At 64.0% G+C, this 24,448-nt stretch carries 18 protein-coding genes and 1 pseudogene; 8 read left to right on the top strand and 11 right to left on the bottom strand.

Annotation, left to right across the window (positions count from 1 at the left end):
• Positions 1-12 precede the first annotated feature (12 nt).
• Positions 13-717, top strand: a complete 705-nt coding sequence (gene recO / locus JWQ90_RS01930) for a DNA repair protein RecO (RefSeq protein WP_299688530.1) — start codon at positions 13-15, stop codon at positions 715-717.
• Between the two features lie 229 nt (positions 718-946).
• Here the strand turns inward: recO and JWQ90_RS01925 are convergent, their stop codons facing one another.
• A complete protein-coding gene (locus tag JWQ90_RS01925; RefSeq protein WP_299688527.1) occupies positions 947-1,624 on the bottom strand; it encodes a hypothetical protein in 678 nt (225 codons plus the stop codon).
• Between the two features lie 88 nt (positions 1,625-1,712).
• Here JWQ90_RS01925 and JWQ90_RS01920 point away from each other — a divergent pair, with 88 nt between their 5' ends.
• Together JWQ90_RS01920 and JWQ90_RS01915 are read left to right on the top strand one after the other, a co-directional pair.
• Complete coding sequence (locus JWQ90_RS01920; protein ID WP_299688524.1) at positions 1,713-4,634, top strand: tetratricopeptide repeat protein; 2,922 nt, start codon at positions 1,713-1,715, stop codon at positions 4,632-4,634.
• A gap of 36 nt (positions 4,635-4,670) precedes the next feature.
• On the top strand, positions 4,671-5,357 hold the full coding sequence (locus JWQ90_RS01915; protein WP_299688521.1) for a hypothetical protein: 687 nt from the start codon (positions 4,671-4,673) through the stop codon (positions 5,355-5,357).
• A gap of 757 nt (positions 5,358-6,114) precedes the next feature.
• On the opposite strand, the pseudogene JWQ90_RS01910 reads toward JWQ90_RS01915, so the two are convergent.
• From JWQ90_RS01910 to JWQ90_RS01870, 9 genes and pseudogenes are all read right to left on the bottom strand, one after another.
• Positions 6,115-6,495: pseudogene (locus tag JWQ90_RS01910) on the bottom strand (HlyD family efflux transporter periplasmic adaptor subunit); the annotation flags it as partial.
• A 129-nt stretch (positions 6,496-6,624) separates the two neighbouring features.
• Complete coding sequence (locus tag JWQ90_RS01905) at positions 6,625-7,050, bottom strand: hypothetical protein (protein ID WP_299688518.1); 426 nt, start codon at positions 7,048-7,050, stop codon at positions 6,625-6,627.
• A gap of 410 nt (positions 7,051-7,460) precedes the next feature.
• Positions 7,461-8,918, bottom strand: a complete 1,458-nt coding sequence (locus tag JWQ90_RS01900; RefSeq protein WP_299688515.1) for a hypothetical protein — start codon at positions 8,916-8,918, stop codon at positions 7,461-7,463.
• Positions 8,919-8,955: 37 nt separating this feature from the next.
• The gene (locus JWQ90_RS01895; RefSeq protein ID WP_299688512.1) at positions 8,956-9,747 is read right to left on the bottom strand and encodes an outer membrane lipoprotein-sorting protein; all 792 of its coding nucleotides are present in this window, start codon (positions 9,745-9,747) and stop codon (positions 8,956-8,958) included.
• Positions 9,737-12,034 carry an MMPL family transporter gene (locus JWQ90_RS01890; RefSeq protein ID WP_299688509.1) on the bottom strand — a complete coding sequence of 766 codons (2,298 nt, stop codon included), beginning with the start codon at positions 12,032-12,034 and terminating at the stop codon, positions 9,737-9,739. Before JWQ90_RS01890 ends, JWQ90_RS01895 begins: the two co-directional genes overlap by 11 nt.
• Positions 12,035-12,062: 28 nt before the next feature.
• Positions 12,063-12,920 carry a lipase family protein gene (locus JWQ90_RS01885; RefSeq protein ID WP_299688506.1) on the bottom strand — a complete coding sequence of 286 codons (858 nt, stop codon included), beginning with the start codon at positions 12,918-12,920 and terminating at the stop codon, positions 12,063-12,065.
• On the bottom strand, positions 12,917-14,254 hold the full coding sequence (locus JWQ90_RS01880; protein WP_299688503.1) for a hypothetical protein: 1,338 nt from the start codon (positions 14,252-14,254) through the stop codon (positions 12,917-12,919). The genes JWQ90_RS01885 and JWQ90_RS01880 overlap by 4 nt, the downstream gene beginning before the upstream one ends.
• On the bottom strand, positions 14,182-15,534 hold the full coding sequence (locus JWQ90_RS01875; protein ID WP_299688500.1) for an aminotransferase class I/II-fold pyridoxal phosphate-dependent enzyme: 1,353 nt from the start codon (positions 15,532-15,534) through the stop codon (positions 14,182-14,184). Before JWQ90_RS01875 ends, JWQ90_RS01880 begins: the two co-directional genes overlap by 73 nt.
• Positions 15,535-15,795: 261 nt before the next feature.
• Positions 15,796-17,259, bottom strand: a complete 1,464-nt coding sequence (locus tag JWQ90_RS01870) for a hypothetical protein (RefSeq protein WP_299688497.1) — start codon at positions 17,257-17,259, stop codon at positions 15,796-15,798.
• A gap of 212 nt (positions 17,260-17,471) precedes the next feature.
• Between JWQ90_RS01870 and JWQ90_RS01865 the strand changes: the two genes are divergently transcribed.
• Together JWQ90_RS01865 and acpS are read left to right on the top strand one after the other, a co-directional pair.
• A complete protein-coding gene (locus tag JWQ90_RS01865) occupies positions 17,472-18,206 on the top strand; it encodes a pyridoxine 5'-phosphate synthase (RefSeq protein ID WP_299688494.1) in 735 nt (244 codons plus the stop codon).
• 7 nt (positions 18,207-18,213) lie between these two features.
• On the top strand, positions 18,214-18,678 hold the full coding sequence (acpS, locus tag JWQ90_RS01860; RefSeq protein ID WP_299688490.1) for a holo-ACP synthase: 465 nt from the start codon (positions 18,214-18,216) through the stop codon (positions 18,676-18,678).
• A gap of 71 nt (positions 18,679-18,749) precedes the next feature.
• Here the strand turns inward: acpS and JWQ90_RS01855 are convergent, their stop codons facing one another.
• Positions 18,750-21,050 (bottom strand): ATP-binding protein, encoded by a 2,301-nt coding sequence (locus JWQ90_RS01855; protein ID WP_299688487.1) that lies wholly within the window; start codon positions 21,048-21,050, stop codon positions 18,750-18,752.
• A 66-nt stretch (positions 21,051-21,116) separates the two neighbouring features.
• Between JWQ90_RS01855 and cysM the strand changes: the two genes are divergently transcribed.
• The 3 genes from cysM (at position 21,117) to rlmD (ending at position 24,334) form a co-directional block, all read left to right on the top strand.
• Positions 21,117-22,007, top strand: coding sequence for a cysteine synthase CysM (gene cysM, locus JWQ90_RS01850; protein WP_299688484.1), 891 nt, complete (start codon positions 21,117-21,119; stop codon positions 22,005-22,007).
• 203 nt (positions 22,008-22,210) lie between these two features.
• Complete coding sequence (locus JWQ90_RS01845) at positions 22,211-22,999, top strand: 3'-5' exonuclease (RefSeq protein WP_366919406.1); 789 nt, start codon at positions 22,211-22,213, stop codon at positions 22,997-22,999.
• 12 nt (positions 23,000-23,011) lie between these two features.
• Entirely contained in the window at positions 23,012-24,334 is a 1,323-nt protein-coding gene (gene rlmD, locus JWQ90_RS01840; RefSeq protein WP_299688479.1) for a 23S rRNA (uracil(1939)-C(5))-methyltransferase RlmD, read from the top strand.
• The last annotated feature ends 114 nt before the right edge of the window (positions 24,335-24,448 follow it).

Below are 24,448 nucleotides of genomic sequence, written 5' to 3'. Positions count from 1 at the left end.
TTCCCCGGCTTCATGACCCGCGCACGCATCCAGCTGGCGCCGGGCCATGTGCTGCGCACCCAGCCCTATCGCGAAACCAGCCTGCTGGTCGAGGCCTGGACGTATGAGTACGGGCGCATCGGCCTGGTCGCCCGCGGCAGCCGCGGCGCCAAATCGAAAACACGCGCGCTGCTGCAGCCGTTCCAGCCGCTGCTGCTGTCCTGGAACGAGCAGGGCGATCTCGGCGCGCTGACCAGCGTCGAAGCCGATGGTTTTGCGGCGACACTCAGCGGCGAGGCGATCTTCAGCGGCTGGTATTTGAACGAGCTGCTGCTGCGCCTGCTGCAGCGCCACGACCCGCATCCGGCGCTGTATGCCGAATACGTCAGCGCGCTGGCGCGCTTGCCGAGCGCGCTGGAACCGGCCTTGCGGATCTTCGAAAAGCATCTGCTGAGCGAACTGGGTTACGGCCTGCAGCTGCCCGATGACATCGACGCGCAAGCCGCATATCGCTACGACGTCGAGCACGGACCGATGCCAGCTGATGCCGATGCCGGCACGTTCAGTGGCGCCAGCCTGATCGCGCTGCGCGACGAGGCTTTCGATGCCGATGATGTCTCGCGACGCGCCTTGAACGATGCGCGCCGGCTGCTGCGGCTCAACCTGAAGCCGCTGCTTGGAGATCACGAGTTGCAAGCGTCACGGTTGCTGAGGGCACTCCGCGCACGCGCCAAGTAGGTCGGCAATCCCTTGCCGACGTGTACCGTCGATGCGCAACGAAGGCCTCACGTCGGCACGGGATTGCCGACCTACGAGGCCCGAACCGCCAGTTCAGCCTCCAATTTCCGCCAGCAGCGCAACATCAAGCTTGAGGATGAAGCTCGGCACGGCCGGCTGATACGGTCCGGCCATGTTCGATGATCCTTCCCGACTGCAGACCCGGAACCGTGTTCGGCCCCGGCTGCATTCAAGCCGCCCCGCTGAGCCAGGTAAAGCGATGCAGAAATTCGCGCTGATCCTGGCTGGACGTTTTAGCCAGCACCTGCCGGATCTGGCTCCTGACGGTCGCCAAGCTGACATCGCGCTTGCTGGCGATCTGCTTGGCATTGCGGCCGCTGGCGATCGCCACCGCGACGCAGGCCTCGGCCTCGGTCAGGCCGTAGACCACCATCAGCGCGTCGCGCGTGGTCGCGCTGCGCACCGGCTGCGGATCGCGGATCAGCACCAGCGCGAACCCGCCGCTGGCGTTGCCGATATCGAAAAGATCGAGCTTCTGCTCGGCCAGCGGCAGCGCCTCGATCAGCAGCGGCAGGGTCGCGTGTTGCCGTGTCACCGGTGCGAGCCCGCCGGGGCCGCCGATCAGCGCGCTGCCGATGACGGTGCGCAGTTGCTGGGCCTCGTGCGGCTGCGTCGTCGCCAGCCCGTAGCGCCCGCTGCAGGCCGTCAACCCATCCTTGCGCGACAGCAGTTCTTCACCAGCGTCGTTGACGAACGCGATGCCGCGCGGGCCGACCAAGACCAGCGGCAGCGGCATCGCCGACAGCGCGGTAAATCCCAGCGCCGCCAGCAGCCCGTTGCCGGGTATCGAAGCCGCAAGCGGCTCGATTCGTACTGTCCCCTGGCCTGACGACATGCTTCCGTCCATGTTGCCTTCCCCTGTGTTCAATCCCCGCCGCCGTCCCGGCGCTCTGCGTACCGCCAGAGGCCGTCGGCTGGAGTTGAAGTTAGGGCCGATGCCGGCTGACGTTCCTGACCTTTTCCTGATTTCGTCTGACTTTTTCGATTTTTATGATGCCACCGTCGTAAATCCACTACCCCCCGGCACCGCGACCGGCTATGGTCCCTACAGGGAGCGGCGCGGTTCTGGCCGTATGGGGACGATGGGGACTATCGAAATCGCAGAAGGAGCTGTGCCGGCGCCGGCCGTCCGCTGGCTGTTCACCGGCTTCGTGCTCGACGAATCGACTCTTGAACTGAGTCGCGACGGGCGCCTGCTGCCGATCGAGCGCAAACCGCTCGAAGCCCTGCTGTTCATGCTCCAGCACTCCGGCGAAGTGGTGACCAAGGAGGAACTGCTCGCCGCGGTCTGGCCGGGCCGCATCCTCAGCGACACCGCGCTGGCCAAATGCATCAGCCGGCTGCGCGAGGTGCTCGGGGACCAGAATCAGACGCTGATCAAGACCGCGCACGGCTATGGGTATCGGTTCGCCGGCAGCCCGCGTACAGAAGTGATCGCGCGCGAAGCGCCGCCGCTGCTGGCGGAGCTGAAGGCCGGCGATCATCCGCCGCTGCGGCCGTTGTGGACGCTGGAGGAACGTATCGGCGGCGGCGGCATGGGCGACGCCTGGCGGGTGCGTCACGACAAGACCGGCGAAGTGCGCGTCTTCAAGTTTGCCCGCGACCCTGGCCGGCTCACCGCACTCAAGCGCGAGATCACACTCTATCGGCTGATCAAGAACACGATGGAGGATGAGGCGCCGATCGTTACGCTGCTCGATTGGAACCTCGAACAGCCGCCGTACTTCATCGAGAGCCGGTTAGCGGACGGCGGGAGTCTGGCGGACTGGTGGAACAAGATTGGAGGCGCAGCGGCCGTGCCGATGGAAGAGCGCATCGAGTTGATCGCCCGCATCGCCGACGGGCTAGCTGCGATTCACTCGATCGGTGTGCTGCACAAGGATCTGAAGCCGTCGAACGTGCTGCTGGAACTGGGCGCGGACGGCCGGCCCTCGCGCGTGCTGCTGGGTGATCTCGGTAGCGGCGGAATCACCGACCCGGCGCGCATGGAGGCGATGGGCATCACCCGGTTGGGCTTTACTAGAACGATCGCGAACTTAACCGGCGCGTCGGGTACACCGATGTATCTATCGCCGGAAGTACTAAGGGGCCAGCCACCAACGATACAAGCCGATCTCTATGCGCTCGCGGTGATCCTTTATCAGATCGTGATTGGCGATCTGGCTCAGCCGCTCGCCCCGGGCTGGGAGCGTGGGGTCGCAGATCCGCTGCTGCAGGAAGATATCGCACTGGCCGCAGACGGCAATTCCGCAACACGGCTCGCCGATGCAAGCGAATTCGCACGTCGTTTGCGTGCTCGGCCCGAGCGTTTGCTCCAGCGTGAGCAGGAACTCGAGTCCCTGGAAGCGGTGGACCGCGCTCAGCGCGCTTTGGAGCGCTCGCGGGCACGCCGGGCAGGACTGACCATCGCGTTCATAGCACTGGTCGTGGGATTGATTGTCAGCACTGTGCTCTATGTCAGGGCCCGCGATGCGCGCGACGAGGCCAAAGCCCAAACCGCCCGCGCGACGTCCATCAGCCATTTCCTTGCCGGCGACGTCTTCGCCGCGATCGATGTCGGCGAGCGCCCGGTCAAGGATATGACAGTCAAGGAGCTCCTCGACCAAGCGGCCAGCAAGGTCGACCAGCGATTCGACAAGTCGCCAGCTGAAGCGGCCGAGATTCTGTCGGCGCTTGCAGGGGGCTACGATTCGCTTTCGCAGTTGGGCTCAGCCGAAAAGCTTTACGAGGAGGCCATCAAGCGCTACGACCTCGTCCGTGGCGTGGGGGATGAGCCACAGCTGGAAATCAGCTCCAAGCTCATCGTTCTCAAATATAGTCTCGGGCACCTTCCGGCCGCCTTGCCCGCCCTCGAGGATCTGGCACGGAGCGCGGGCGAACGGCTGGGGACGACGTATTCCGCAGTGGTTCAGTTGCGGCTAGCAATCGGGCGTGCCGAGGCCATCCTGGCCGATTGGCCTCGGGCACGGCTGAGTTTGGTTGCGCTGGAAACCGACATGCGGCGCTCCGGTGAAGTGCCCAAAGATGTGCAGAACACGTTAGATGCGTTTCTGGGATACACGGAAACCAGGTTGGCCCAATACGCCGATGCAGAGATGCGACTGCGCCGTTCGTTTGCCTACGTTCTGCAGGTACGCGGCCCTGAGCATATGAGCACTGCAATGGCTCGTCTGAAGCTAGCGGAATTGCTGATCGCCACCGGCCGCTATGCGGAGGCTGAAGGCCAGTTAACGCTCGCAATGCCAGTAGCTGAAAAATGGGTCGCTCAGGGGACCGGCAGTGACCAAGCGTTGGTTGAAACCTTGGGTCTGTTGAGAATTCATCAACAGCAACCCCAGGAGGCACTGGAATTATTTGATCGGGAATATTCGACTGCGCTTGATAAAGATGAGCCGGGGCCGGACGAATTTGTGCCGATGCGCTACTACCAAGGTTTGGCTTATCAGCAACTGGGCAAGCTGGATGAAGCCGAGCAGAAGATGCGCAACGCAGCGTCCATCGGTACAGCGAACTTTGGACTGCACAATCCCGATACTGAGAACGCCCGGATTGGTCTTGCGGATGTCCTTCAACAACAGGGACGGTTTGATCAGGCATGGCGAGCACTGAATGATCCCGAGCCGGTCGCAACGACATTGTTCCAATCACCTCATCCGGTGCTGGCAGAACTGGCCAGAGTGCGCGGCCTCGTCGAACTCGGCAAGGGTGATCGTAACCAAGCCTGCCGCGACCTGCGCTCGGCTGCCGAGATGCTCGGCGCGCTGGTCCCGCCGGACGATTGGCGGGCCTTAAAGGTGCAGGCAGCGCTCAAAAGTCTGGTCCAAAAACCCGAGGATCCGAAGTCCGAATGCCCATAGTCAACCGTGTTTCTTAACAAAATAGGGAGTAACGAGATGGAAAATGACAGCGGTAGCAGCAGTGAGATTCCAGGCGACGATGATTTTTTCATCCCGACGACGGGCGGGTGCAACAAATCAATCTGTACCGGGGCTGTGGGCGACGACGGCTATTTTTTAGTAACAGTTTCGGCGCGGACATGGATAGTGAAATCCACCGATGAAAGTCAGGTCTCGGCGCTGAAAGGATTGGTGAATGCGAGCGACGCGCTGCTGGGGGCCATCGAGGCGGATACTGAAACCTTGTCCAGACAGTTTTTCAGAGTGAATAGCAACTTGTATCGCGTCGGCATCAGTACAACGGCCTCTTTGGATGACACAGATCCGTTTCACGGTTCCTGCAACAAGTCGATCTGCACTCCGGGCGTCGGGGCTAATCAAACCCGGGTCTATCTATCGGCACGCAGTTGGTTCGTAAATCCAGCGCGTCAAATCGAGATGGCTGCGCTGGGTGTGTTGCAGAATCTGCTCGGGGCACTGATAGCCACTACGCTGATCCAGAATGGCTCTTGGATTGAAGTCGATGTCAGCGAAGCCACATGGCTGGTTGACAATGGCACAGCACAAGATGACCAGCTGACCGCACTAAAAAACGGGTATAGCGACTTCCTGAGAGTTCTGGATATTAATGTCGGCACCTCTGCACGGCAGAACATCCAACCGCCTAGCAGCGATGCTCCCTAATAAGTGGTGATGGTACTAGTGGGGGAGGCCACCGAAGGTAAGCGTCTGCCCTCCTCATCTACCGGCCTGTTGATCTGAGCGGCAATCTTGCCTCTTGCACAGGCGAGGAGGCGGGACGGTGAAGAGGCAGTCGAAGCAGGCGTTGTGGAGGCGGCGGGTTCGGGCGTTCGAGGGGAGTGGACAGACACGGCGGGCGTACTGCGAGCGGCGGGGTCTGGCGGTACGCTCGCTGGACTACTGGCGACGACGACTGTCGTCGGTGTCCTGCACGGCTGCGGAGGTTCCGGCGTTCGTGCCGCTGCAAGTTCGCTCGGTCGAGCGGTGTGCTGAAGCACTGCTGCTCGAGTGCGCCGGCGGAGCGCGGCTACGGCTACCGCGCGACTGCGATCCAGCCTGGCTGGCTCAGGTTCTGTCGGGGCTGCGCTGATGCTGCGCCCCTCGAGCCCCCGGCGATCATTTCATCCGCGATCTGCAGCGACTCCTGCACGGCGATCTTGGGCCGGCACGCACCGCCGCTCGCGACATCGCCGGCGACTTGGCCATCCTCATCGAGCATCGTCAGTGGGCGACCTCCGACTGCGACCAGCGCATCAAAGAGATCGCCGAACTCCTGCTCATGCTCCGCGACGACTGACCTCCGCCATCGTCTCAACACAATCCGTCGCCGAAAACCGCGCCGCACCACCGAAATGACGCGGTTCCAGACCGCCGTTAACAATTAGGCAGTGCTGGACCTGGGGCATCGTCCACGACAGCTTCAGGGGGCGAAAAGGACTGCCGTCACGCGCAGGCCCAACGGGAGATGCGACTGAGGCCCGACGTCGAGATCGATCAGTGTTTCGCGCACATCTGTGTCGCGGCGACTGGAAGGATCGGTATTGATCACCTTCTTGCGCCCCATGTCGGGCGACAGCCAGGTAACGCTGCCGCTGCCGGCGCTGGTCAGGCTGCCGTCGCCGCGATCGACGCGAATGTCGGCGCGTGCGCCAATGGCAATCCTGGCCACGTCACGCTCATCGATCTCGGCCCGCACTCGAAGCCGGCTCAGGTCCGCCAGATCCATAACCGCGGCTGGGAACGTCTCGCTGACGGCTTCGCCAGCGTGGACATGAATGCGCAGCACCGTGCCAGCACCGGGGCTGCGAAGTTCGCAGTAGAGTACCTTGGGGACAGACCACGATTAGTCTGCCCGGTTGAACATAGTGCTCAAGCTTTCACACGATCTGCTGCAGCAGCAAGGCTATCGATCCGAGCCGCGGGTTCCCACTCATGGCGCCCACACCGCTGCAGGAACGGGCGGCTCCGGAGGTTGCGCGCTGGACTTGCCGCCCAGACGCACACCCTTATGGACCCACCAGGCGCGGACTTTGGGCATGCCGTCTTCGATGCAGATGTCGCGCAGCTCGTCATCTGCGGCTTCGCGGTGAATCTGGTAGTCCAGATGCTCCATCCGCATGAGCTGATACAGCGCGTCGTGTACCAACGAACCGCGCATGAAGTTGAGCGTGTCAAAGCTCGGTCCGCTGGGGCCGTCCCAGGCGTAGTCTTTCCCGATCTTCAGAAGCCCATCTGCGGAGAGCTTGATGAACGGCGTGGCAATCGGGTTCCTTGGACGGATGCGGATCATCTGTTCGTGGTCAACGACGAGTTGGTATTTGTACTTGGGCAGCGGTCGATACTGGATTCGGGTCATGACGGCTCTTCTTGGTGGTTACGCGGCGCTCGGCGGGAGGGGCTGAGCGGGTCCGCGTCGATGCATTAGGGACCGGAGGCCACCACGACCCCGCTACTTCGCGGGGTCGCACGCCCGCAGACTGCCCGATCCGGCGTCCGATGCGTCTGGAAGCGTGAGCACACTGCTGAAGATTGCGATGACCGCCGCCCGAAACGATATGCACGCTTGTCCATGACGTTCCCGATGTGCTGCGTATCACTACCTTATTGGCCCGACCACCCTGAATTCATCATCAAGACTGATGAAGCTCAGCTCCCAAGACAGGAGTGCCGCGCCAGCGTCGGTCCAAGAGCCATAGGAGGTGCCAGGCAACGATCCAATGCCGCGAATATCACTCACTCGATTTCCTGAAGAGCCAAAAAAAATCATCATCGGCTGCTGTCCAATGCGTTGACGCTAAAACCCAACCAGCCGGCCGTGTTATCTGCGAGCCGGCCCAGTGATGCTGTCGACGGACCCCGTAGGTAGTCAGCGCCAATCCACAACGAAACCGCGTCGCTGACTTGGTATCGCAGACGCGGGCGTATCGAAAAATCTTCCGTCGCTGGAAAGTAAGCAAGGTCCGCCGCGGCCGACCAGCGCAGATCGCTGGTATTCAAAGCAAAGCCGGTGCCGAAGCCGAGTAGCGATTGCGCCGTCTCTGCGTTAACCGTGGCATTTGCGAGTGCGAGTTCTCGGAATGGTTCCTGCATCTCGTACGGATCTATGAAGTCGAATATCCGTCGATAGGTGATTTGGAAGAACGCCGATGCCTCGCCGAAACTCCGCTCGACGCCCAGTACGCCGAGCGCGAACGATTCGCGGCTGGCCAGCGGGTCGCTGTCGGAGCCGTCAACGTGGTTGTACGCGGCTTCGCCGCGCAGCACCCAGCGGCCGGCGAGAGATTCAAAGTCCAGGCCGTAGGTCGAGACGATGGGATGGTTGGTGTCGAGAATGCCTTGCGCCACCCGTGCCGGAGCGAGCGCCAGGTTCGGAGGTTTGGATGGGCCACGAAAGTACGAGAGCGACCACGCGATCGGTTCGCCGCTCACATCCAGCCGGATGCCAGCCGAGGCCTGCAGACCTTCTGGTTTGTCATCGCGGTACCGCGCGCCGCTGATCGGCGGAAGCGGAATTTCGCTGGCGCGGAAAAATGGCTGCCATAGCGTCTGTAATGACGCGGACTCCATCCGGTAGACCAGGCTCGCGGTGGGGACGCCGAGCCGCTGTTCGGCATCGTCGGGTACGAGCAGCGTGTAGTCGTAGGCCGATATGTTGTCGGTCGGGTTCACCACGTCGGCGCGGCCCCAGGGGATGATCTGCAGGCCGACGCGACCGGATGCAGCGCCGTGCTTGTAGCCGAGGTGCAACTCCCTGATCGCCGTTTGCGCGCGCGGCTTGTCCGACTGCAGGCTGTATTCGTCGCCGACATAGCCTTCGGCAAACAGGCTGACGCCGGACGGCATTTTGTGGGCGGCTTTTACGTTCACGCGGGGATAGACGACGCCGGTCTGATCGTCCAGCTTGCGATTGCCCGACCACACCGATGTAGAGACGCGTACATCGAGCTCGGACTGGCCTTTGCTCGGGGCGCTCGCCGGCTTTTCTCTGGCGGATAAGGACGCTGCCGGCGCGGCGGATGCAACGCCCAGGCTCATCGACATCTTGCCAATCAGGCAATTCCTGGGCAGCATCGAATTCAGCAGCATTGCGCAAGAGGGTTGCTGTTCGTCGCCGAACGTGTGATCGGCCTCCGGCACTGCCAGCGCTTCGCAGCGCTGCACTCCACAAGCAGTTAGCAACAGGCTCAGCAAGCCGACCTTGCGCAGTCTGCGGTCGCTGGTCATAGGCTGCGGCCTGCCAAGTGTCAGCAAAGACCGGGGATCAGGGTTCGAGCGCCAATGGCGAGAACACATCTGCACTGATGCCGACGCTCGCTTTGTACCCGTCGAAGCTCATCGTCGTACGGCTCCCGCTCTGCTGGTTGCTGGCCTCGATCCGCATGAACTGGGTCTTGCCGGGTGCGCCATCTACGGCGCGCACGTCGCTGACGGTGACGGTTTTCAGAGCCTGGCCGGCCTCGTCGAAGTAGTCCGTTCTCAGCGCCACGGCAGTGTCGGCTGCCAGCCACAGCTTGCGTAGCGAGTAGCCGGTGTTTCTGGCGACCTCCGAGTTTTTTGGCGTGGCTTCGATCACCGCTGTCGCTACGCCGTCCAGCATTTCTTCACCGACCTTTTTGAACGTCCAGTCCTGCGGCTTGTGGCCGAGGATGTCGCCAAAGCTCAGGTCGGAGCCGACGAAGCTGTCGCGCTTGTTCTGGGCGACCAGGCGGCGCACCTTTTTCAGCGCCGGCAGGTAGATCCACATGTCGTCGTCGCGCCCTGTCTGCTCGACGAGCAGCGTCGTGGTGCCCTTGACGTCGGCGGGATAGCTGAAGGTCAGCAACCGCATGTTGTCGATGCCGTCGGCCTTGAGTTTGGTAGTGGACCTGAGCTTGCGCACGCGCTGATCGCCGGCCTTGTTGGCCAGCGTCATCGTCAGATCGGCGGTCGAGTCGAGCACGCGGTTGTGCTGGTAGTTGCGTTGCGCCAGCTCATCGGCCGTTTCTGCAAACACGCTCGCGGACCAGCTCAGAGCAATCGAAAACAACACCAGCCTGCGGATATCAGCGGCCATAGACGAACTCCGGACGGAAGCGCGACAGCAACGCAGGGATCAGCGTGATGGCGGCTGTCGCACTGCAGAACATGGCCGACGCAATCAGCAACGCCATCCACTGGTGGATGTGGAACCCGGACGACAGGCCGAGCACGCCGTAACCCACGCCGACCGCGGTGGCGACGTACAGGCAAGCCTGCCCGGCCGACGTCAGCGTGGCGGTCACAGGGTCTGGCGTGCCTTTGCGCACCTCTTCGCGATAGCGCGCGATCACGTAGATCGCATAGTCGGCACCGATGCCCACGGCCATCGCCGAGATCAGCGACGTCGGCACGTTGAGCGGGATGCCGAGCCAGCCCAGCAGCCCGAAGTTCACCAGCACGGCGATGCCCAGCGGCAACAAAACCAGCAGGCCGGCAACCAGCGACCGGAACACCAGGCACGAGATCAGAAACACGACCATGCCGATCTGCGCGATGTTCAACAACTTGTCGTGTACCAGCACTTGATTCAAGGCGGCCGCCTCAGCTACGCCGCCGCCGATAGTCATCGTCACACCGGCAGGCAGTTCTCGCCGGGCCTGCGCCTGCGCGAACGTGATCAGCTGCTGGATGTAGGTGCTGCCGTCCTGTTTGACGAACACCTTTACGTTCGCGCGGCGGTAGTTGAAGTCGACGTAGCTTTCCAGATCCCGCGCATCGCCCGAGAGCGAATACAGCAGAAAATACTGGGCGACCAGGTCGCTGGACTCGGGCAGGGCATCGGCGTCGGCGCTGCCGCCCTGCATCGACTTGTTCATGCGTCTAAGCAGATCCACGATCGAAACCACTTTGCCGACGCCCGCATGCACGGCCAGCGCAGCTTGAATCCGCCCGATCGCGCGCAACACCGCCGGGTCCTTCAAGGCGTCGTCCCTGCCGCCGTCGAACATCAGGTACAGCAGCTGCGTGCCGGCGAGAGCGCTGTTGATCGCGGCGTCGTCTTTCCTGACTTGGGTCCAGTCGGCGAAGTTGGAGCTGTTGGAATTTTCCAGCTTTACCATCGTTGCTCCCGCGAGGGCCATAACGCTGACGGCGGTCCAGACCCAATAAGGATTGCTGCCGGGCAGATACGCCGCCAGCCATCGCGTCAGCCGCAGCCACAGGGACGGCTTGTTGGCGCCGATCGTGCGCGGCTTCGGCGGCGGCAGCATTGAGCGCAGCGCCGGTATGAAGGTCAGCTCGATCACCAGTGCGCTGACGATGCCCAAGCCGGTGAAGAATCCGAACGTCTTGACGGTCCTGATCTCGAACACCATCAGTGACAGAAAGCCCAGGGCCGCCACCGTGCTAGCCAGGATCATGTAGCGGCCGACTTTGTCGATCGCTGTCACGATCGCCTCGTTGTTCGCCTGGATCGGCGACAGGCCACCGATGGCCGAGAGCCGCTCGTATTCTTCGTAATAGCGCTTGAGAATTTGCACCGCATGCCCGGCCGCAACCGCCAGGATCAGGATCGGCGTCGTGGCGTTGAAGACGTCGAGCTGGATGCCGCTGGCGCCCATGATGCCCAGCACCCAGATCAAGGCCAGGTTCGCCGTTACCAGCGGCAGGATCAGGCCCTGGATACTGCGGAACGCCTCGAAGTGCACCAGCGCAATCAGCACGATCGCCAAGGGCAGCAGAAAGATGATCCGCTCGGAAAATAGTTCGATCTCGCCGAGTATCAGCACATGGCCGCCAACGCTTACATCGACACTGTCGTCGCGTATCGAATCGATGGCCGGCTGCACTCGGCGCAGAATCGCGCCGTAACCCTGCGGGTCGGCCTCGAACTGCGCGAACACCGCCAGCGTGCGAGTGTCTTCGGATGCGATGAAATCCCGGTACACCGGGTTCTGCGCCAGCAATTCCGTCAGCGGCCGGCCTTGATCCAGCGACCGGCTGAAAGGCTGTACCACCAACCCGTCCACACTGGCGTCGATCGCCTTGGTGTTGGGAGACGCTACGCTCTGCAGCGTGTGGCGAATGATGCCTTTCTGCTTCAACAGCGCATCGCTGAGTTGGGTCACCTTGTGGCGCACGGTCGCCGCATCGGCGCGGCCATCCCTGGGTGCAACGGTGACGATCAGCGCGTACTTCTCGCCGAACACATTCTCCAATACGCCCTTGGACGCAACGAACGGGTGCGACTGCGGCAGGATCGCGGCGGGATCGATCACTATGCGCAGGCTGGTGGCAAGCGCGCCCGCGCCGAGCGTGAGCAGCGCTGCTGCGGTGATGACCGCCCAGCGAAAGCGGATGACGGTGCGGACGAATTCAGTCATGGCTTGATCGATCGCGGGCCGTGGCCGCTCACATCAGCGCCCGCAGATAATTGATCGGTGCGTGATCCGCAAGGTCACGGACCGGGACGCTGAGGGGCCTCAAAGCGTGGTCGATCGGATACCGGATGCGAGCGCGCAGTCGGTCCCAGAAAGTCGCCATGGCGATGGGCCTGTCATGAACGCCACCATCGCGATCGATGTAAGTGGCAGGACCGGCGTCGGCATAGTCGAGCGCGGTCGGCGGCACCGTGGTGACGAAGTCGCAGCAGTCGACGTAGCGCGTGATGCCGCACTGAAGCGATGCGACGAAGGCCTGGTTGCCGACGCGCGGCGATCCAAAAGTTACCAGCCGCTTGAACGGCCAGCGCGCAGCGGCGAGTGTGGCCAGCGCAGCGCCGAGGCTGTGCCCGGTGACAATCAGCTCCGCGCCCTCGACATCCTTCAGCCATTGTTCGATCGGTTGCAAGACCGAGCGCAGGGCCTCGGAAAAACCTCGATGTACCTGGCCGCCGGGTATCGATTGCGGCTCCCAGTCCTCGGGCAGAAACTGGAAGTTGGTCCAGTACGCGAGCACATCATCCGACCCGCGAAAAACCAGGAAAGCGCGGCGGGTGTCGCGGCTCATCACGCCCATGGCCTGCGTCCCGGATTCGGCGTCGCACAGCAAGCGCTCGGACTTCAGCAGGCCCATCGTCTTGAGCGTGTTCTGCAGATCGCTGTCGCACTGATGGTCCAGCTCAAACTTCCGGTACACCAGCCGGGATAGTTCCGCACACAGCGCCTCGATCGACGGATTGACAGCGGCGGTAATGAAACCATTCGCCAGACCAGGGCTCAGCAAGGCGTTCAAAGATGCGTCGTACGCGATGCCGCGCGGCTTACTCATGGTGAGCCCAGGGTCTGCGCAATATCTTCGAGCTTGAAGCCGGCCAGGATGCTGATGCGGAACTCGGTGTCGCCCTTGCCGGTGACCGGCATGCTGGCGAACAGGCGCGTGGCGATCGTCGCTTTCTCGACCTGGAACAGTTCCAGCAGGCCCGAGAACACGACGCGGTCGTAGCGGTTCTTGGAATCCCCCGTCAGATCCTTGTCCCAGCGATAGTCGCGCGAGTAACCCAGGAAGATCTGCCCCAGCGAATGCTGATCGGTGTAGATCGTGCGCGTGACCAGGCCGAAGGAGACGAAGGGCTTGAAGGTATTGAGGCCGCTGCTGCCTTCCTCGGTCGGCAAGCTTTCGTAGCCGAGCCGCCCGCTCAGCCCGAGCCAGTCGTACGGAGGATCAGAAAAAGGCATCCAGTTGCCGCCGGTCTGAATGTTGACGATGCCGCCCTTGGCATCGAACGGGCTGACGAACTCCGGTGCGGTCTCGCCGGCCTCGGTTTCGGCGCCGTCGTCCGGCTCACCGTCCTCAGCCTTGGGGCCTCCGCGCGTGGTGTAGCTCAGCTGAAAGTATCCGCGGAACGCACCCTTCGGCGCGGTTTCGGAGCGGAACACCGTATCGACGCCACTGCTCCAGCTACCGTCCGGCGTCAGCGTATAAGCCGGCCCGGCATAGATGCTATAGCGCGCTCCGTCGCCGAGGAAGTTGCCGACTGTAGCGCCGGCACCGCCGGCGCTGGCTTCGGTAGACCTCGCCACCTCGGCCTTTTCGTTGGTGCTTTTTACGAAACTGTTCCCTGTAGTCGTGCCTGTAACGGCGTCTTGCGCACTCCCCACCTGCTTCAGGTCGAGGTTCCTCTTTTCCGCCTGTTTACGCTGTTTTCCCGCGCCTTTCTGGATGATCTGCAAAGCTTGATGAAGGTCTTTTGCGTCGTTCGGCGTCAGATCCAGTGAATCGACGAATGCTTGGCTGTTCAAAGGTTCGGTGAGCTTCTGAACGTCGTCCAGGCATAGCGGGTTGCCGGAATTTTGGACGTTGTAGGCGGCGGCCCGGAGGTAGCGCTTGCCCTCCTCGACGAATTTCCGCTTGCTGGTCTCATCTGCCAAAGCGGATGCGGGGTCCGGCGCCGCCACGCCGCAGGGCGTTCCTTGCGCGAACGCAGCGGGGCTGAGCAGCGCCGGTAGCAGACCGACGGTGAGCAATGAAACTTTCATGGAAGATCTCCCTGGATTAAAACGGTGGAATTGCAAACGGCCTATGACACGGCCTATGACAGAGCGAAGCCGGCCGCCGAACTTCTGGCAACGGCCTTTGCGATGGCCCGTGCTGCGGCCCGGCATTGCTCCGGTTCGTGCGCGCTCATTACCTGAAGTCGGAAGCGCGATCGATCAATCGGCACGGCGGGAAACTCAGCAAGATTTACCAGCACGCCTTCGCGTGTGGCCTCCAGCGCAGCACGCCGGCCGACGGCTTCGGTGCCGACGATCATCGGAACGATCGCATGCGGCTTGCCCAGCAGAGCGAAGCCGCAGGTGGTCAACTCGTCGCGGAGTGCGGCGACTGCCACCGATAGCCGCTTGCGCAGACCCTCGCCTTCGAGCGATCGGATGATCGCGATCGCAGTGCCGACCGCGGCGACCTGTACCGGCGACAAGGCGTTGGAGAAAACGCAGGTCGGCGCGAACGCACGCACAAATTCCTTGACTGCCGTTCTGTTCGTCGCAATGAAACCGCCATTGCTGGCAAAGGTCTTGGAGAACGAACCCATCACGATATCGACTTCGCCGAGCATGCCCTGGAGGCCGATCTCGCCAGTGCCACCGGGGCCGGTGCAGCCGAGGTCGTGCGCCACGTCAACCACCAGCGTGGCGCCGAAATGGCGGCACATCGCCTGCAGCGCACTGATGTCCGGCGCGTCCGCGTCCATCGAGAAAATGCCTTCGGTGACAACCAAAACGGTATTCGCGGCATCTTTCTCGCGGATCGACGCGAGTGTGCTGTGCACATGCGCCAGATCCAGATGCCGGGTGCGATACACGTTGCGTGTGGCGGCCATCGCGCCTTCCTGCAGGCAGTTGTGCGCCAGTGCGTCCAGCACCACATGGTCTTGCTGCCGGACCAGGCCCTTGACGATGCCGAAGCCTGCGGCCCAGCCGGTCGGGAACAGCAAGGCATGCTTCATCTGCAGCATGTCGGCAATCGACGCCTCCAGCGCCAGACTTTCATGGACGTTGCCGGCCAGCGCCATGGAACCCGCGCTGTGCACGCCGAAGCGCTCGATCGCCGCAGCGGCCGCGGCTTTTACTGCCGCATGCGTGGACAGCGACAGGTAGTCCTGCGTCGCGAAGTTGACGCCCGAGTAGCGGCTGCCGTCGGAGTGCTGCAGCGTGGTGGTCGCGCGCGGCGGTTCCACCAGGTATTTGGCATACGGCCAATAGCCCACGTTTTCCCGCGCCGAGCGCCATGCTTCAAAGTCGGCCGCGCGGTCTTCCACGCGCTGGGGGCGGGTATGGACGAAGTCGCGCAGGCTGCCTGCAGCGGGGTCGAAACCTTCCAGGCCACTGGCCGCAGCGGCGATGCCGTTGAGCACGGGTGTATTGGTTGAAGCGCTGGAGGCCATCGTGCAAGTCCCTGCGGTTGTCGTGGAGAGAGGGTCAGGGCACGCGCTTTCTGCGTGATCGACCATGCTTCAACGATGGGCGAAGCAGGCAAGCGGATCATCGTCAAGGTTGATGACGAGTCGCGGGAGTCGCTAGGGAAGCTGTGCGCCTCGGCTCTTGTAAAAAGCCGATGAGCCATTGGTTGCCGCGCACGCAAAATCCTCCCCGCGAGCGGGGAGGGAGGCCTGAAAAATCGGCGCTAGCCTGTGTTGCGCCAGCGGCTAGATCCCTTTCAGGAACGTGAGGCTCGGCGAGAAAAAGTATTCGCCGCCTTTCATTTTCACGAATCCCGAGAAGTGGATGTCGGCGCCATCCTTTTTGTCGGGCATGTCCCATTCGACAGGTATCCGTTGGCTGCCCACCACTGCCGCTTGGCCGATCACCGGGTCGATGCCGTTTGCTGCGTCGGGCTTGCCCACAGGGAAGCGGTCGGAATTCGCCCAGAACCGCTGGGCGAACTTGAACTGGTCTGCAATCACGCTGTTGTAGGCCATGAACAGAAGGCCTACGCCCCGCTCCGGCAAATGAGGCGCCACATGCTCGTCGAACTCCGCCGAGCTTTCTACTTCTGGCAATTCTTCCGGGTGCACGTCACGCGCGATGTCCTCGTACGTGATCCCTCGACGTGCCATCAGGTGCAAGCGTTCCTTTTCTTGCTGCTCCGCTCCGCCGCTGCCACGCGGGTTGGTCTTGCGAATGTGGCTGTGGAATGGGCAACGGGAGCCGTTGTCGCCGTCGTAATTGAAGTCGTTGGGTGGCGAAGTCCCCCTTGCACTGTTGGACATCGTGATCGGGGTTCCATCCTCGAACCGGCCGACGAGCATTGCACCGGGTAGTTCGCGGTTACCGCCTTTGGGGATCAGAGCGTCGGCGATGTCCTGCTCGCGCTTTTTGAACCCACGCACATTCTGCTCGAGCTTTCTGAAAATAAAGTAGCTGCCGAAACTGTAGGTGTTCTCGGGCTGAGCCAACACGCCGGGATCGGCGACCAGCGCCGTGCCGAGGCCAAAACTCGGATCCCAAAGAGCGGTGCCTGTGATTTCTGCCTCGTGCTCGATATCTTCGACCAGCATCAGCGGCTGGCTGCGACCGTCGATGTAGCCGAAGTGTTCGATACCCTCGCCAGCGGCGTTGATCAGCTGCTTGCCGCGCTGGATCTTGACGACGGTGGCATCGCCGGCTTCGACTCGGGACTTGATACGGCTGGCCAACATACCGCATGTGGCCTCGGTATCCGACGCCACCAGCACGATTGCATGCAGGGCTTGGCGGAACTCCGGTTCCCATTCACCGAGTTCGGGATCGTGAAGATCCGTTCTGCTGCCTGCCGAGCGCATGCCGTCCTGTTGTCTGAACTCTTCGTCGCCGGGTGCGCTGTCTGCAAGCCCCAGCACCACGTAGCCCTCGAATGCCAGCGCGACATGGCAGAAGTCGCCTCCCGACTTGCCGCACTTCTTGAAATCCCGCGCCGCGAGCAACTGCGAATAAGCGTCGGTGACGTGATGGTTGCCCAGGTCACGGAGCAAGCGGCGCGACTTGCCTTGATCCTTGCCGAACCTCAGGAAAATATTCGCCGTGAAGTGGCGTCCGTGACCTTTCAGGATGTTGCCCTGCAGTGCGCGCAGCATCTTCAGTTCATCAGGCTTCGCTTCGGTCCATTTCAGTGGTTTGTCGAGATCGGGCATGTTAGGTCCTCACGTGCTGTGGTTGCTTGGGAGCGGCATCGCGCTCTGCAAGCTAGGGGACCTCATCATTGGTAGCGGGCCAGTCTTGGCGCATCCTCAACAGTGAGGACGGCGCCCCGGATCAGAAAATGTGCGGTATAGCGCTGCGCCAGCTTGGGTCCTGCCGTCGGCACAGCGGCTACAATGCCGACTTACATCAGAGCCCAATTTTCATGGTCCCAGCACTGCGCCTCGGCATCAACGTCGACCACGTCGCCACCGTGCGCCAGGCGCGCGGGGCGCCGTATCCCGATCCGGTCGAGGCCGCGCTGCTGGCGGCCGAGGCTGGCGCGCATTCGATCACCGTGCATCTGCGCGAGGACCGCCGGCACATCCAGGATCACGATGTGCAGCGCCTGCTCGCGGTCAGCCGGGTGCCGGTGAACCTGGAGATGGCGGTGACCGACGAGATGGTCGCGATTGCCTGCCGGCTGAAGCCGGCCTTCGTCTGCCTGGTGCCGGAGAAACGCGAGGAGCGCACCACCGAGGGCGGGCTCGATGTCGCGGGGCAGTTGGCGCGGATCAAGGATGTCTGCGCCCGGCTGGCCGATGCGGGTATCCAGGCCAGCCTGTTCGTCGATCCGGACCCGCTGCAGCTTTCGGCCTGCGTCGCCAGCGGCGCGCCGCACCTGGAGATTCATACCGGCCGCTACGCCGATGCTTCGCATTTCGAGACCGCCGCCGGCGAGTTCGTCGTCATCGACCAGTTTGCGCGCGCCGCGCATGCCGCCGGTATCGAGGTGCATGCGGGCCATGGGCTGAATCTGCATAACGTTGGTCCAATCGCCGGCATCAGCGAGATCGTCGAGCTGAACATCGGCCACGCGGTGGTGGCGCGCGCGCTGATGGTCGGCATGCGCGAGGCGGTTGCCGAAATGCTGGCGGCGCTGCACGCGGGCCGCGGGTGAAGCGGCGATGAGCGGCGGCTCGTTTCGTCGCGGCGGCACCTATGCCGGCGGCGTGCCTCGCGCGGCGGCAACCGCAGCGCCGGCGCGCAGCGCGATCTACGGTGTCGGCATCGACCTGCTGCACATCTCGCGGATGGCCGAGGTGCATGGCCGGCATGCGGAGCGTCTTGCCCAGCGCATCCTGCATCCGCTGGAGCTGCAGCGGCTGGGCACGGTCAAAAACCCGGTCAATTACCTGGCGAAGTGCTTTGCGGTGAAAGAGGCCTTCGTCAAGGCGCTGGGTACCGGCTTTCGCGGTATCGCGCATGACGAGGTCGGCTGGACGCGCATACAGCACGGCCGCCCGGAACTCTGCGTGACACCGCGCGTGCAGGCGATGCTCGCGAGCCGCGGCATCGGCGCGATGCACCTGAGCATCACCGACGAGCTCGACCTGGTCTGCGCCGTGGTGACGCTGGAGCGCTCGACGTAGGTCGGCAATCCTTTGCCGACGTGTGGCCTTCATTGCGCATCGACGGTACACGTCGGCAAGGGATTGCCGACCTACGTCGGGTTTTCGCTGTCGGTACGGGCACCGATCACTTCGAGGGTTTCATGCAGTGCCGCGCGCAGACGCGGCAGGCCGCCGGCGACGACGCCGCTGAACGCCGAGGCCGCCAGCTGCTCCTCCATGTCGCTGGCGGCGGCCTTCAGCTGGGCCAGCTGATAGAACGCGGCGCTGCCGTTGAGCGTATGCGCCGCGGCGCGTGCTGCCACCGCATCGCCGCGCGCGAACGCGTCTTCCAGGTCCTTCAGCTGCAGCGGCAGTTCTTCGCACAGCAACTCCAGCAGCTCGGCGTCCTGGGCCAGCCGCGAAGGGCCGGGCGGCAGCAGCAACTCGCGCGCCAGCCGCGGCGTCAGCGCGCGCAGCAGCTGCGCCTCGTCGAAGGGCTTGATCAGCACCTCGTCGGCGCCGGCTTCGCGCAGTGCCTGGCGCTCGTGCGGCGCCAGGTGCGCCGAGGTCGCGACCAGACGCGTGCGCTGCTCGGCGGGCTTTTTGATCTCGGCCGAGCGGATCAAGCGCACCACACCCAGGCCGTCGAGCCCCGGCATGCGGTAGTCGATCAGCGCGAAATCGCAGCCGCGCTGGCGCCAGATGGCCATGGCCTCGTCGCCGTCGCGTGCCTCCAGCACGCTGGCGCCGAGTTCGCGGCCGAGCGCGGCGAGGTAGCGCAGGTTCGACGGATTGTTGTCGGCGATCAGCAGCGTCTGGCCTTCGAGCATCGGCTTGGTGTGGCCGCTGCGCACCAGGTCGCAAAGCTCGCGATACAGCTGCAGGCGGCCGACCGATTTCGGCAGCGCGCGAGCGGCGCCGAGGTCGATCGCCTCCTGCTGATCGGACGGCGAAGCCGAGGTCAGCAGCGCCAGCAGCGGCGGATGCGCGTCCATGCACAGGCTGCCGAGCGCCTGCATCGCTTCCAGTAGCAGATCGGCCGGCTTGACGCCGACGATCACCAGGTCCGGCCGGTTCTGCCGCGGCGCGTGGCGCAGGCGCGACACCAGCGGCGCCAGCTCGTCGAAGCTGGTGACCTCGATGCCCCAGAACTGCAGCGAATGGCTCAGCGCCAGGCCGGCGGTCGGGTGCGTCTCGCAGGTCCAGATCGTGCGGTTGCGCAGGTGCTCCCAGGTCTGTACCGGCGTCGGCGACGCGCCGAATTCCAACAGCACGCTGAAAGTGCTGCCCTGGCCGGGCTCGCTCTCCACGGTGATGCTGCCCGACATCAGGTCGACCAGCTTCTTGACGATGGTCAGGCCCAGGCCGGTGCCGGGGTGGCGGTTGCCGCCCTGGAACTGTTCGAAGGGCACGAACAGCCGCGCGCGCTGCTGTTCGGTCAGGCCGCTGCCGCTGTCGGTGACCGAGGCGCGCAGCCACACCCGCTTGCCCTGTTCGCGCTCCTTCATCACGCGCAGCACCACTTCGCCGTGCTCGGTGAACTTGATCGCGTTCGACAGCAGGTTGGTCAGGATCTGGCGCAGGCGCTGCGCGTCGCCGTCGAGTTGCAGCGGTACGTCGTGATAGATGATGTGGACCAGCTCGAGCTGCTTCTCGTAGGCCAGCGGCGCGAGCAGGGCGACCACGTCCTCGACCGCGTCGGCGAGGTCGAAACGTTCCAGGTTGAGGCTCAGCCGCCCGGCCTCGATCCGGCTCCAGTCGAGCACGTCGTTGAGCATCGACAGCAGGCCGCGCGCAGACCGGTCCAGCGTCGCCAGGTAGTCGTCCTGCAGCTCGGTGAGCCGCGTTTTGCGCAGCAGATCGGAGAAGCCGAGGATCGCGGTCAGCGGCGTGCGCAGCTCGTGGGTCATGCCGGAAAACAGCTCCGACTGCTGGCGGAAATTCTTCTGTACTCCGCCCAGATTCTGTTGCGCCAGCCGCAGCTCGCTCTTGGCCTGGTCCAGGTCCGCGCGCAGCCGGCCGACCGCGGCCTGCATGCGCCGCTCGAGCTGGTCGCGATAGCCGAGCATCTGCTGGCTGACCAGGTTCATCTGCACGCCGATCTCCTGCAGACCGGGCGGCAGCCACCCCGGCAGGCGCGCCTCGAGGCGGCCCTGGGCGATGTTGCGCAAAGCCAGTTCCAGGCTGCGCAGGAAGCCTCCCCAGCGCCTGAGCTGCAGCGCATTCAGTACCAGCATCAGCGTCGCGTTGCCGAACACGACCACGCGCATCCAGACCGGCACCGTATCCGGCGCCAGAATCCAGAACATCAACGCCACCCAGGCGGTCAGGAACGAGGGCGCCAGCCATACCGCGGCCTGGACGATCCAGCGCATCCGGCCGAGGTGCGGCGGCGGTTCCAGCAGCATCATGGGCTCGATCCTGAGCTTGGTCCTGGGCGCATCGGCTAAACTCCCGCTCCTGAAGACATGGACCCCATGAAGAGCCCCTCTCTGGCCGATTTTATCGGCAATACCCCGCTCGCCGAACTGCGCCGCCTGCCGGGCATCGGCCGCAACCGCCTGCTGGTCAAGCTCGAGGGCAACAACCCGGCGGGCTCGGTCAAGGATCGCCCAGCCTACTCGATGATCCGCCGCGCCGAAGAGCGCGGCGAGATCAAGCCCGGCGACACCCTGATCGAGGCCACCTCGGGCAATACCGGGATCGCGCTGGCAATGGCCGCGGCGATGCGCGGCTACCGCATGGTGCTGATCATGCCGGCGCACATGAGCGCCGAGCGCCGCGCTGCGATGAAGGCCTTCGGCGCCGAGATCGTGCTGGTGAGCAAGGAGCAGGGCATGGAGGGCGCCCGCGACCTGGCGGAAGCGATGCAGCGCGAGGGCCAGGGGCGCGTACTCGACCAGTTCGCCAACCCGGATAACCCGCGTGCGCACTACGAAGGTACCGGCCCGGAAATCTGGCGCGATACCCAGGGCACGATCACGCACTTCGTCGCGACCATGGGCACCACCGGTACGATCATGGGCACCGGCCGGTTTCTGAAAGAGCAGAACCCCGGCGTGCAGATCATCGGCGTGCAGCCGCAGGGCGAGAGTTCGATCCCCGGCATTCGCAAATGGCCGGAAGAATATCTGCCGAAGATCTTCGACCGCTCGCGCATCGACCGCGTGCTCGAAGTCACCGCCACCGACGCCGAGGCGACGATGCACGCGCTCGCACGTGTCGAGGGCCTATTCTGCGGCCCGTCCTCGGGCGGCTCGGTCTGGGCGGCGTTGCAGTTGTGCACGGAGTTGGAGAACGCGACCATCGCCTGCATCATCTGTGATCGTGGCGATCGGTATATTTCGACCGGCGTGTTTCCGGATTAGTCGCTGGCAGTGATGGCACGAATCCAAAATTCATTTCCCTCCCCCGCGTGCGGGGGAGGGCGTTTGGCTTATCCAGGAGTGACATTGAGTCACTCCTGGCCCTTGGCCAAACGCGGGTGGGGGCGGAAGTCGCGGAGCAACTCTTTTTTTGCGAGCGCCCCCATCCCAACCTTCCCCCGCATACGGGGGAAGGAGACAAACCCATGACCGACACCACCCTGGTCTTCGACATCGAGACCATCCCCGACATCGAGGGTGCGCGGCGCATCCACGAGCTGCCGAACGCCAGCGACGAGGAAGTCTGGCTGGCGATGCGCACGCTGCGGCTGGCCGCGCGCGGCAATGACTTCATGCCGGCGCATCTGCAGCGCATCGTCGCGATCTCCTGCGTGCTGCGCACGGCCTCCGACTTGCGCATCTGGTCGCTCGGCGACGAGAGCGCCGGCGAGGCCGAGCTGGTGCAGCGCTTCTTCGACGGCATCGAGCGCTACAAGCCGACGCTGGTGTCGTGGAACGGCGGCGGTTTCGATCTGCCGGTGCTGCATTACCGCGCGCTGGTGCACGGCGTGCAGGCCAAGGCGTATTGGGACAACGGCCTGTTCGACCGCGACAGCAAGTGGAACAACTACCTCAAGCGCTACGAGTTCAAACACACCGATCTGATGGACGTGCTGGCGCTGTACAGCGGCCGCAACAACGCGCCGCTGCACGAGATCGCGGTGCTGCTCGGCTTCCCCGGCAAGCTCGGCATGGACGGCTCGAAAGTATTCGACGCCTGGCGTGCCGGCGGCGTTGCCGACATCCGCGCGTATTGCGAAACCGACGTGCTGAACACCTGGCTGGTCTACCTGAAATTCCAGCGCATGCGCGGCATCCTCAGCGCCGAGGAACTCGACGACGAACTCGACCGCGTTCGCGATTACCTGGCCGCATCCGACGAGCCGCACTGGTCGGAATTCGCCGTCGCCTGGAACCCCGATTTTGATCATTGAGTTTGAAGGCTGATGGCGCGCCACCGCCGCAAGCCGCCGCCCGCCGGCGAATTCTTTGCCGATGTGAGCGACCTCGCCGAAGACGGCCGCGGTGTCGCGCGCATCGATGGCAAGGTGCTGTTCGTCGCCGATGCGCTGCCGGGCGAGCGCGTGCGCTTCCGCTACACGCGCATGTCGCGCGAAATGGACGAAGGCCAGACCCTCGGTGTCGAGCAGCCGTCGCCGGACCGCGTCACGCCGCTGTGCAAACACTTCGGCGTATGCGGCGGCTGCGCGCTGCAGCATCTCGCACCGCAGGCGCAGATCCGCTACAAGCAGAAGCAGCTGATCGAGGCGCTCGCGCGGATCGGCAAAGTCACGCCTGACGTGGTCGCCGAGCCGCTGACCGGGCCGATCTGGGGTTACCGGCGCCGCGCGCGGCTGGGCGCGAAGTACGTCACCCGGCACAACACCGCGCTGGTCGGTTTCCGCGAACGCGAGAGTTCGTTCCTGGCGGCGCTGGAGTCCTGCGTGGTGCTCGATCCCAGAGTCGGCGAGAAGCTGCGCGATCTCGGCAAGCTGATCGCCGGTCTCACGATCCGTTCGCAGTTGCCGCAGATCGAAGTCGCCACATCCGCCGAGACCGTCGCGCTGGTGTTGCGCGTGATGTCGCCGCCGGACGCGCAGGACCTCGAGCAGCTCCACGCGTTCGCGCGTGAACACGATGTCGATCTGTATCTGCAGCCCGGCGGCCCGGACACGGTCGCGGCGCTCGGTGTGCCACGCGAACTGAGCTATGCGCCGCTGCAGGAGCCCGATCGCCTGCATTTCCGGCCCACCGATTTCATCCAGGTCAATGCCGAATTAAGCCGCAAGGCGGTGGCGCAGGCGATGGACTGGCTGGCGCCGCAGCCCGGCGAGCACGTGCTCGAACTGTTCAGCGGCCTGGGCAATTTCTCGATTCCGTTGGCGCGCGCCGGCGCGCGGGTGCACGCGGTCGAGGGCGAGGACGCGCTGGTGCAACGCGCTCGCGACAACGCGCAGCGGCTGGGGCTCGAGATCGAATTTTCGCGCGCCAACCTGTTCGAGCCGCAGGCCGAGGCGCCGTGGGCGCATGCGCAGTACGACGCCGTACTGCTCGACCCGCCGCGCGCCGGCGCGCAGGAGATCCTGCCGCTGCTCGGCAAACTCCGGGCACCGCGCCTGCTGTACGTATCCTGCCACCCGGGCACCTTGGCGCGCGACGCTGGCCTGCTGGTGCGCGAACACGGCTACCGCCTGGTTCGCGCCGGCGTGATGGACATGTTCCCGCACACCGCGCATGTGGAAAGCATGGCGCTGTTCGAACGGGTTTGAACGCGCAAAATCCCAAATGAAATTCCCTCCCCCGCACGCGGGGGAGGGCTAGGGTGGGGGCATTCGTCGCGGCGCTGCTCTTTTTCGGCACGCCCCCATCCCGGCCTTCCGCCG

This window comes from Hydrocarboniphaga sp., from assembly GCF_028291725.1.
GTDB lineage: Bacteria > Pseudomonadota > Gammaproteobacteria > Nevskiales > Nevskiaceae > Hydrocarboniphaga.
Note: the sequence above shows the minus strand (reverse complement) of the source record. Positions and strands in the feature narration are given on the sequence as shown.

Coding starts and splice junctions, on each gene's coding strand:
- recO (WP_299688530.1), top strand. CDS start 13: ATGACCCGCGCACGCATCCAGCTGGCGCCGGGCCATGTGCTGCGCACC.
- JWQ90_RS01925 (WP_299688527.1), bottom strand. CDS start 1,624: ATGGACGGAAGCATGTCGTCAGGCCAGGGGACAGTACGAATCGAGCCG.
- JWQ90_RS01920 (WP_299688524.1), top strand. CDS start 1,713: ATGCCGGCTGACGTTCCTGACCTTTTCCTGATTTCGTCTGACTTTTTC.
- JWQ90_RS01915 (WP_299688521.1), top strand. CDS start 4,671: ATGGAAAATGACAGCGGTAGCAGCAGTGAGATTCCAGGCGACGATGAT.
- JWQ90_RS01905 (WP_299688518.1), bottom strand. CDS start 7,050: ATGACCCGAATCCAGTATCGACCGCTGCCCAAGTACAAATACCAACTC.
- JWQ90_RS01900 (WP_299688515.1), bottom strand. CDS start 8,918: ATGACCAGCGACCGCAGACTGCGCAAGGTCGGCTTGCTGAGCCTGTTG.
- JWQ90_RS01895 (WP_299688512.1), bottom strand. CDS start 9,747: ATGGCCGCTGATATCCGCAGGCTGGTGTTGTTTTCGATTGCTCTGAGC.
- JWQ90_RS01890 (WP_299688509.1), bottom strand. CDS start 12,034: ATGACTGAATTCGTCCGCACCGTCATCCGCTTTCGCTGGGCGGTCATC.
- JWQ90_RS01885 (WP_299688506.1), bottom strand. CDS start 12,920: ATGAGTAAGCCGCGCGGCATCGCGTACGACGCATCTTTGAACGCCTTG.
- JWQ90_RS01880 (WP_299688503.1), bottom strand. CDS start 14,254: ATGCCGGGCCGCAGCACGGGCCATCGCAAAGGCCGTTGCCAGAAGTTC.
- JWQ90_RS01875 (WP_299688500.1), bottom strand. CDS start 15,534: ATGGCCTCCAGCGCTTCAACCAATACACCCGTGCTCAACGGCATCGCC.
- JWQ90_RS01870 (WP_299688497.1), bottom strand. CDS start 17,259: ATGCCCGATCTCGACAAACCACTGAAATGGACCGAAGCGAAGCCTGAT.
- JWQ90_RS01865 (WP_299688494.1), top strand. CDS start 17,472: ATGGTCCCAGCACTGCGCCTCGGCATCAACGTCGACCACGTCGCCACC.
- acpS (WP_299688490.1), top strand. CDS start 18,214: ATGAGCGGCGGCTCGTTTCGTCGCGGCGGCACCTATGCCGGCGGCGTG.
- JWQ90_RS01855 (WP_299688487.1), bottom strand. CDS start 21,050: ATGATGCTGCTGGAACCGCCGCCGCACCTCGGCCGGATGCGCTGGATC.
- cysM (WP_299688484.1), top strand. CDS start 21,117: ATGAAGAGCCCCTCTCTGGCCGATTTTATCGGCAATACCCCGCTCGCC.
- JWQ90_RS01845 (WP_366919406.1), top strand. CDS start 22,211: ATGACCGACACCACCCTGGTCTTCGACATCGAGACCATCCCCGACATC.
- rlmD (WP_299688479.1), top strand. CDS start 23,012: ATGGCGCGCCACCGCCGCAAGCCGCCGCCCGCCGGCGAATTCTTTGCC.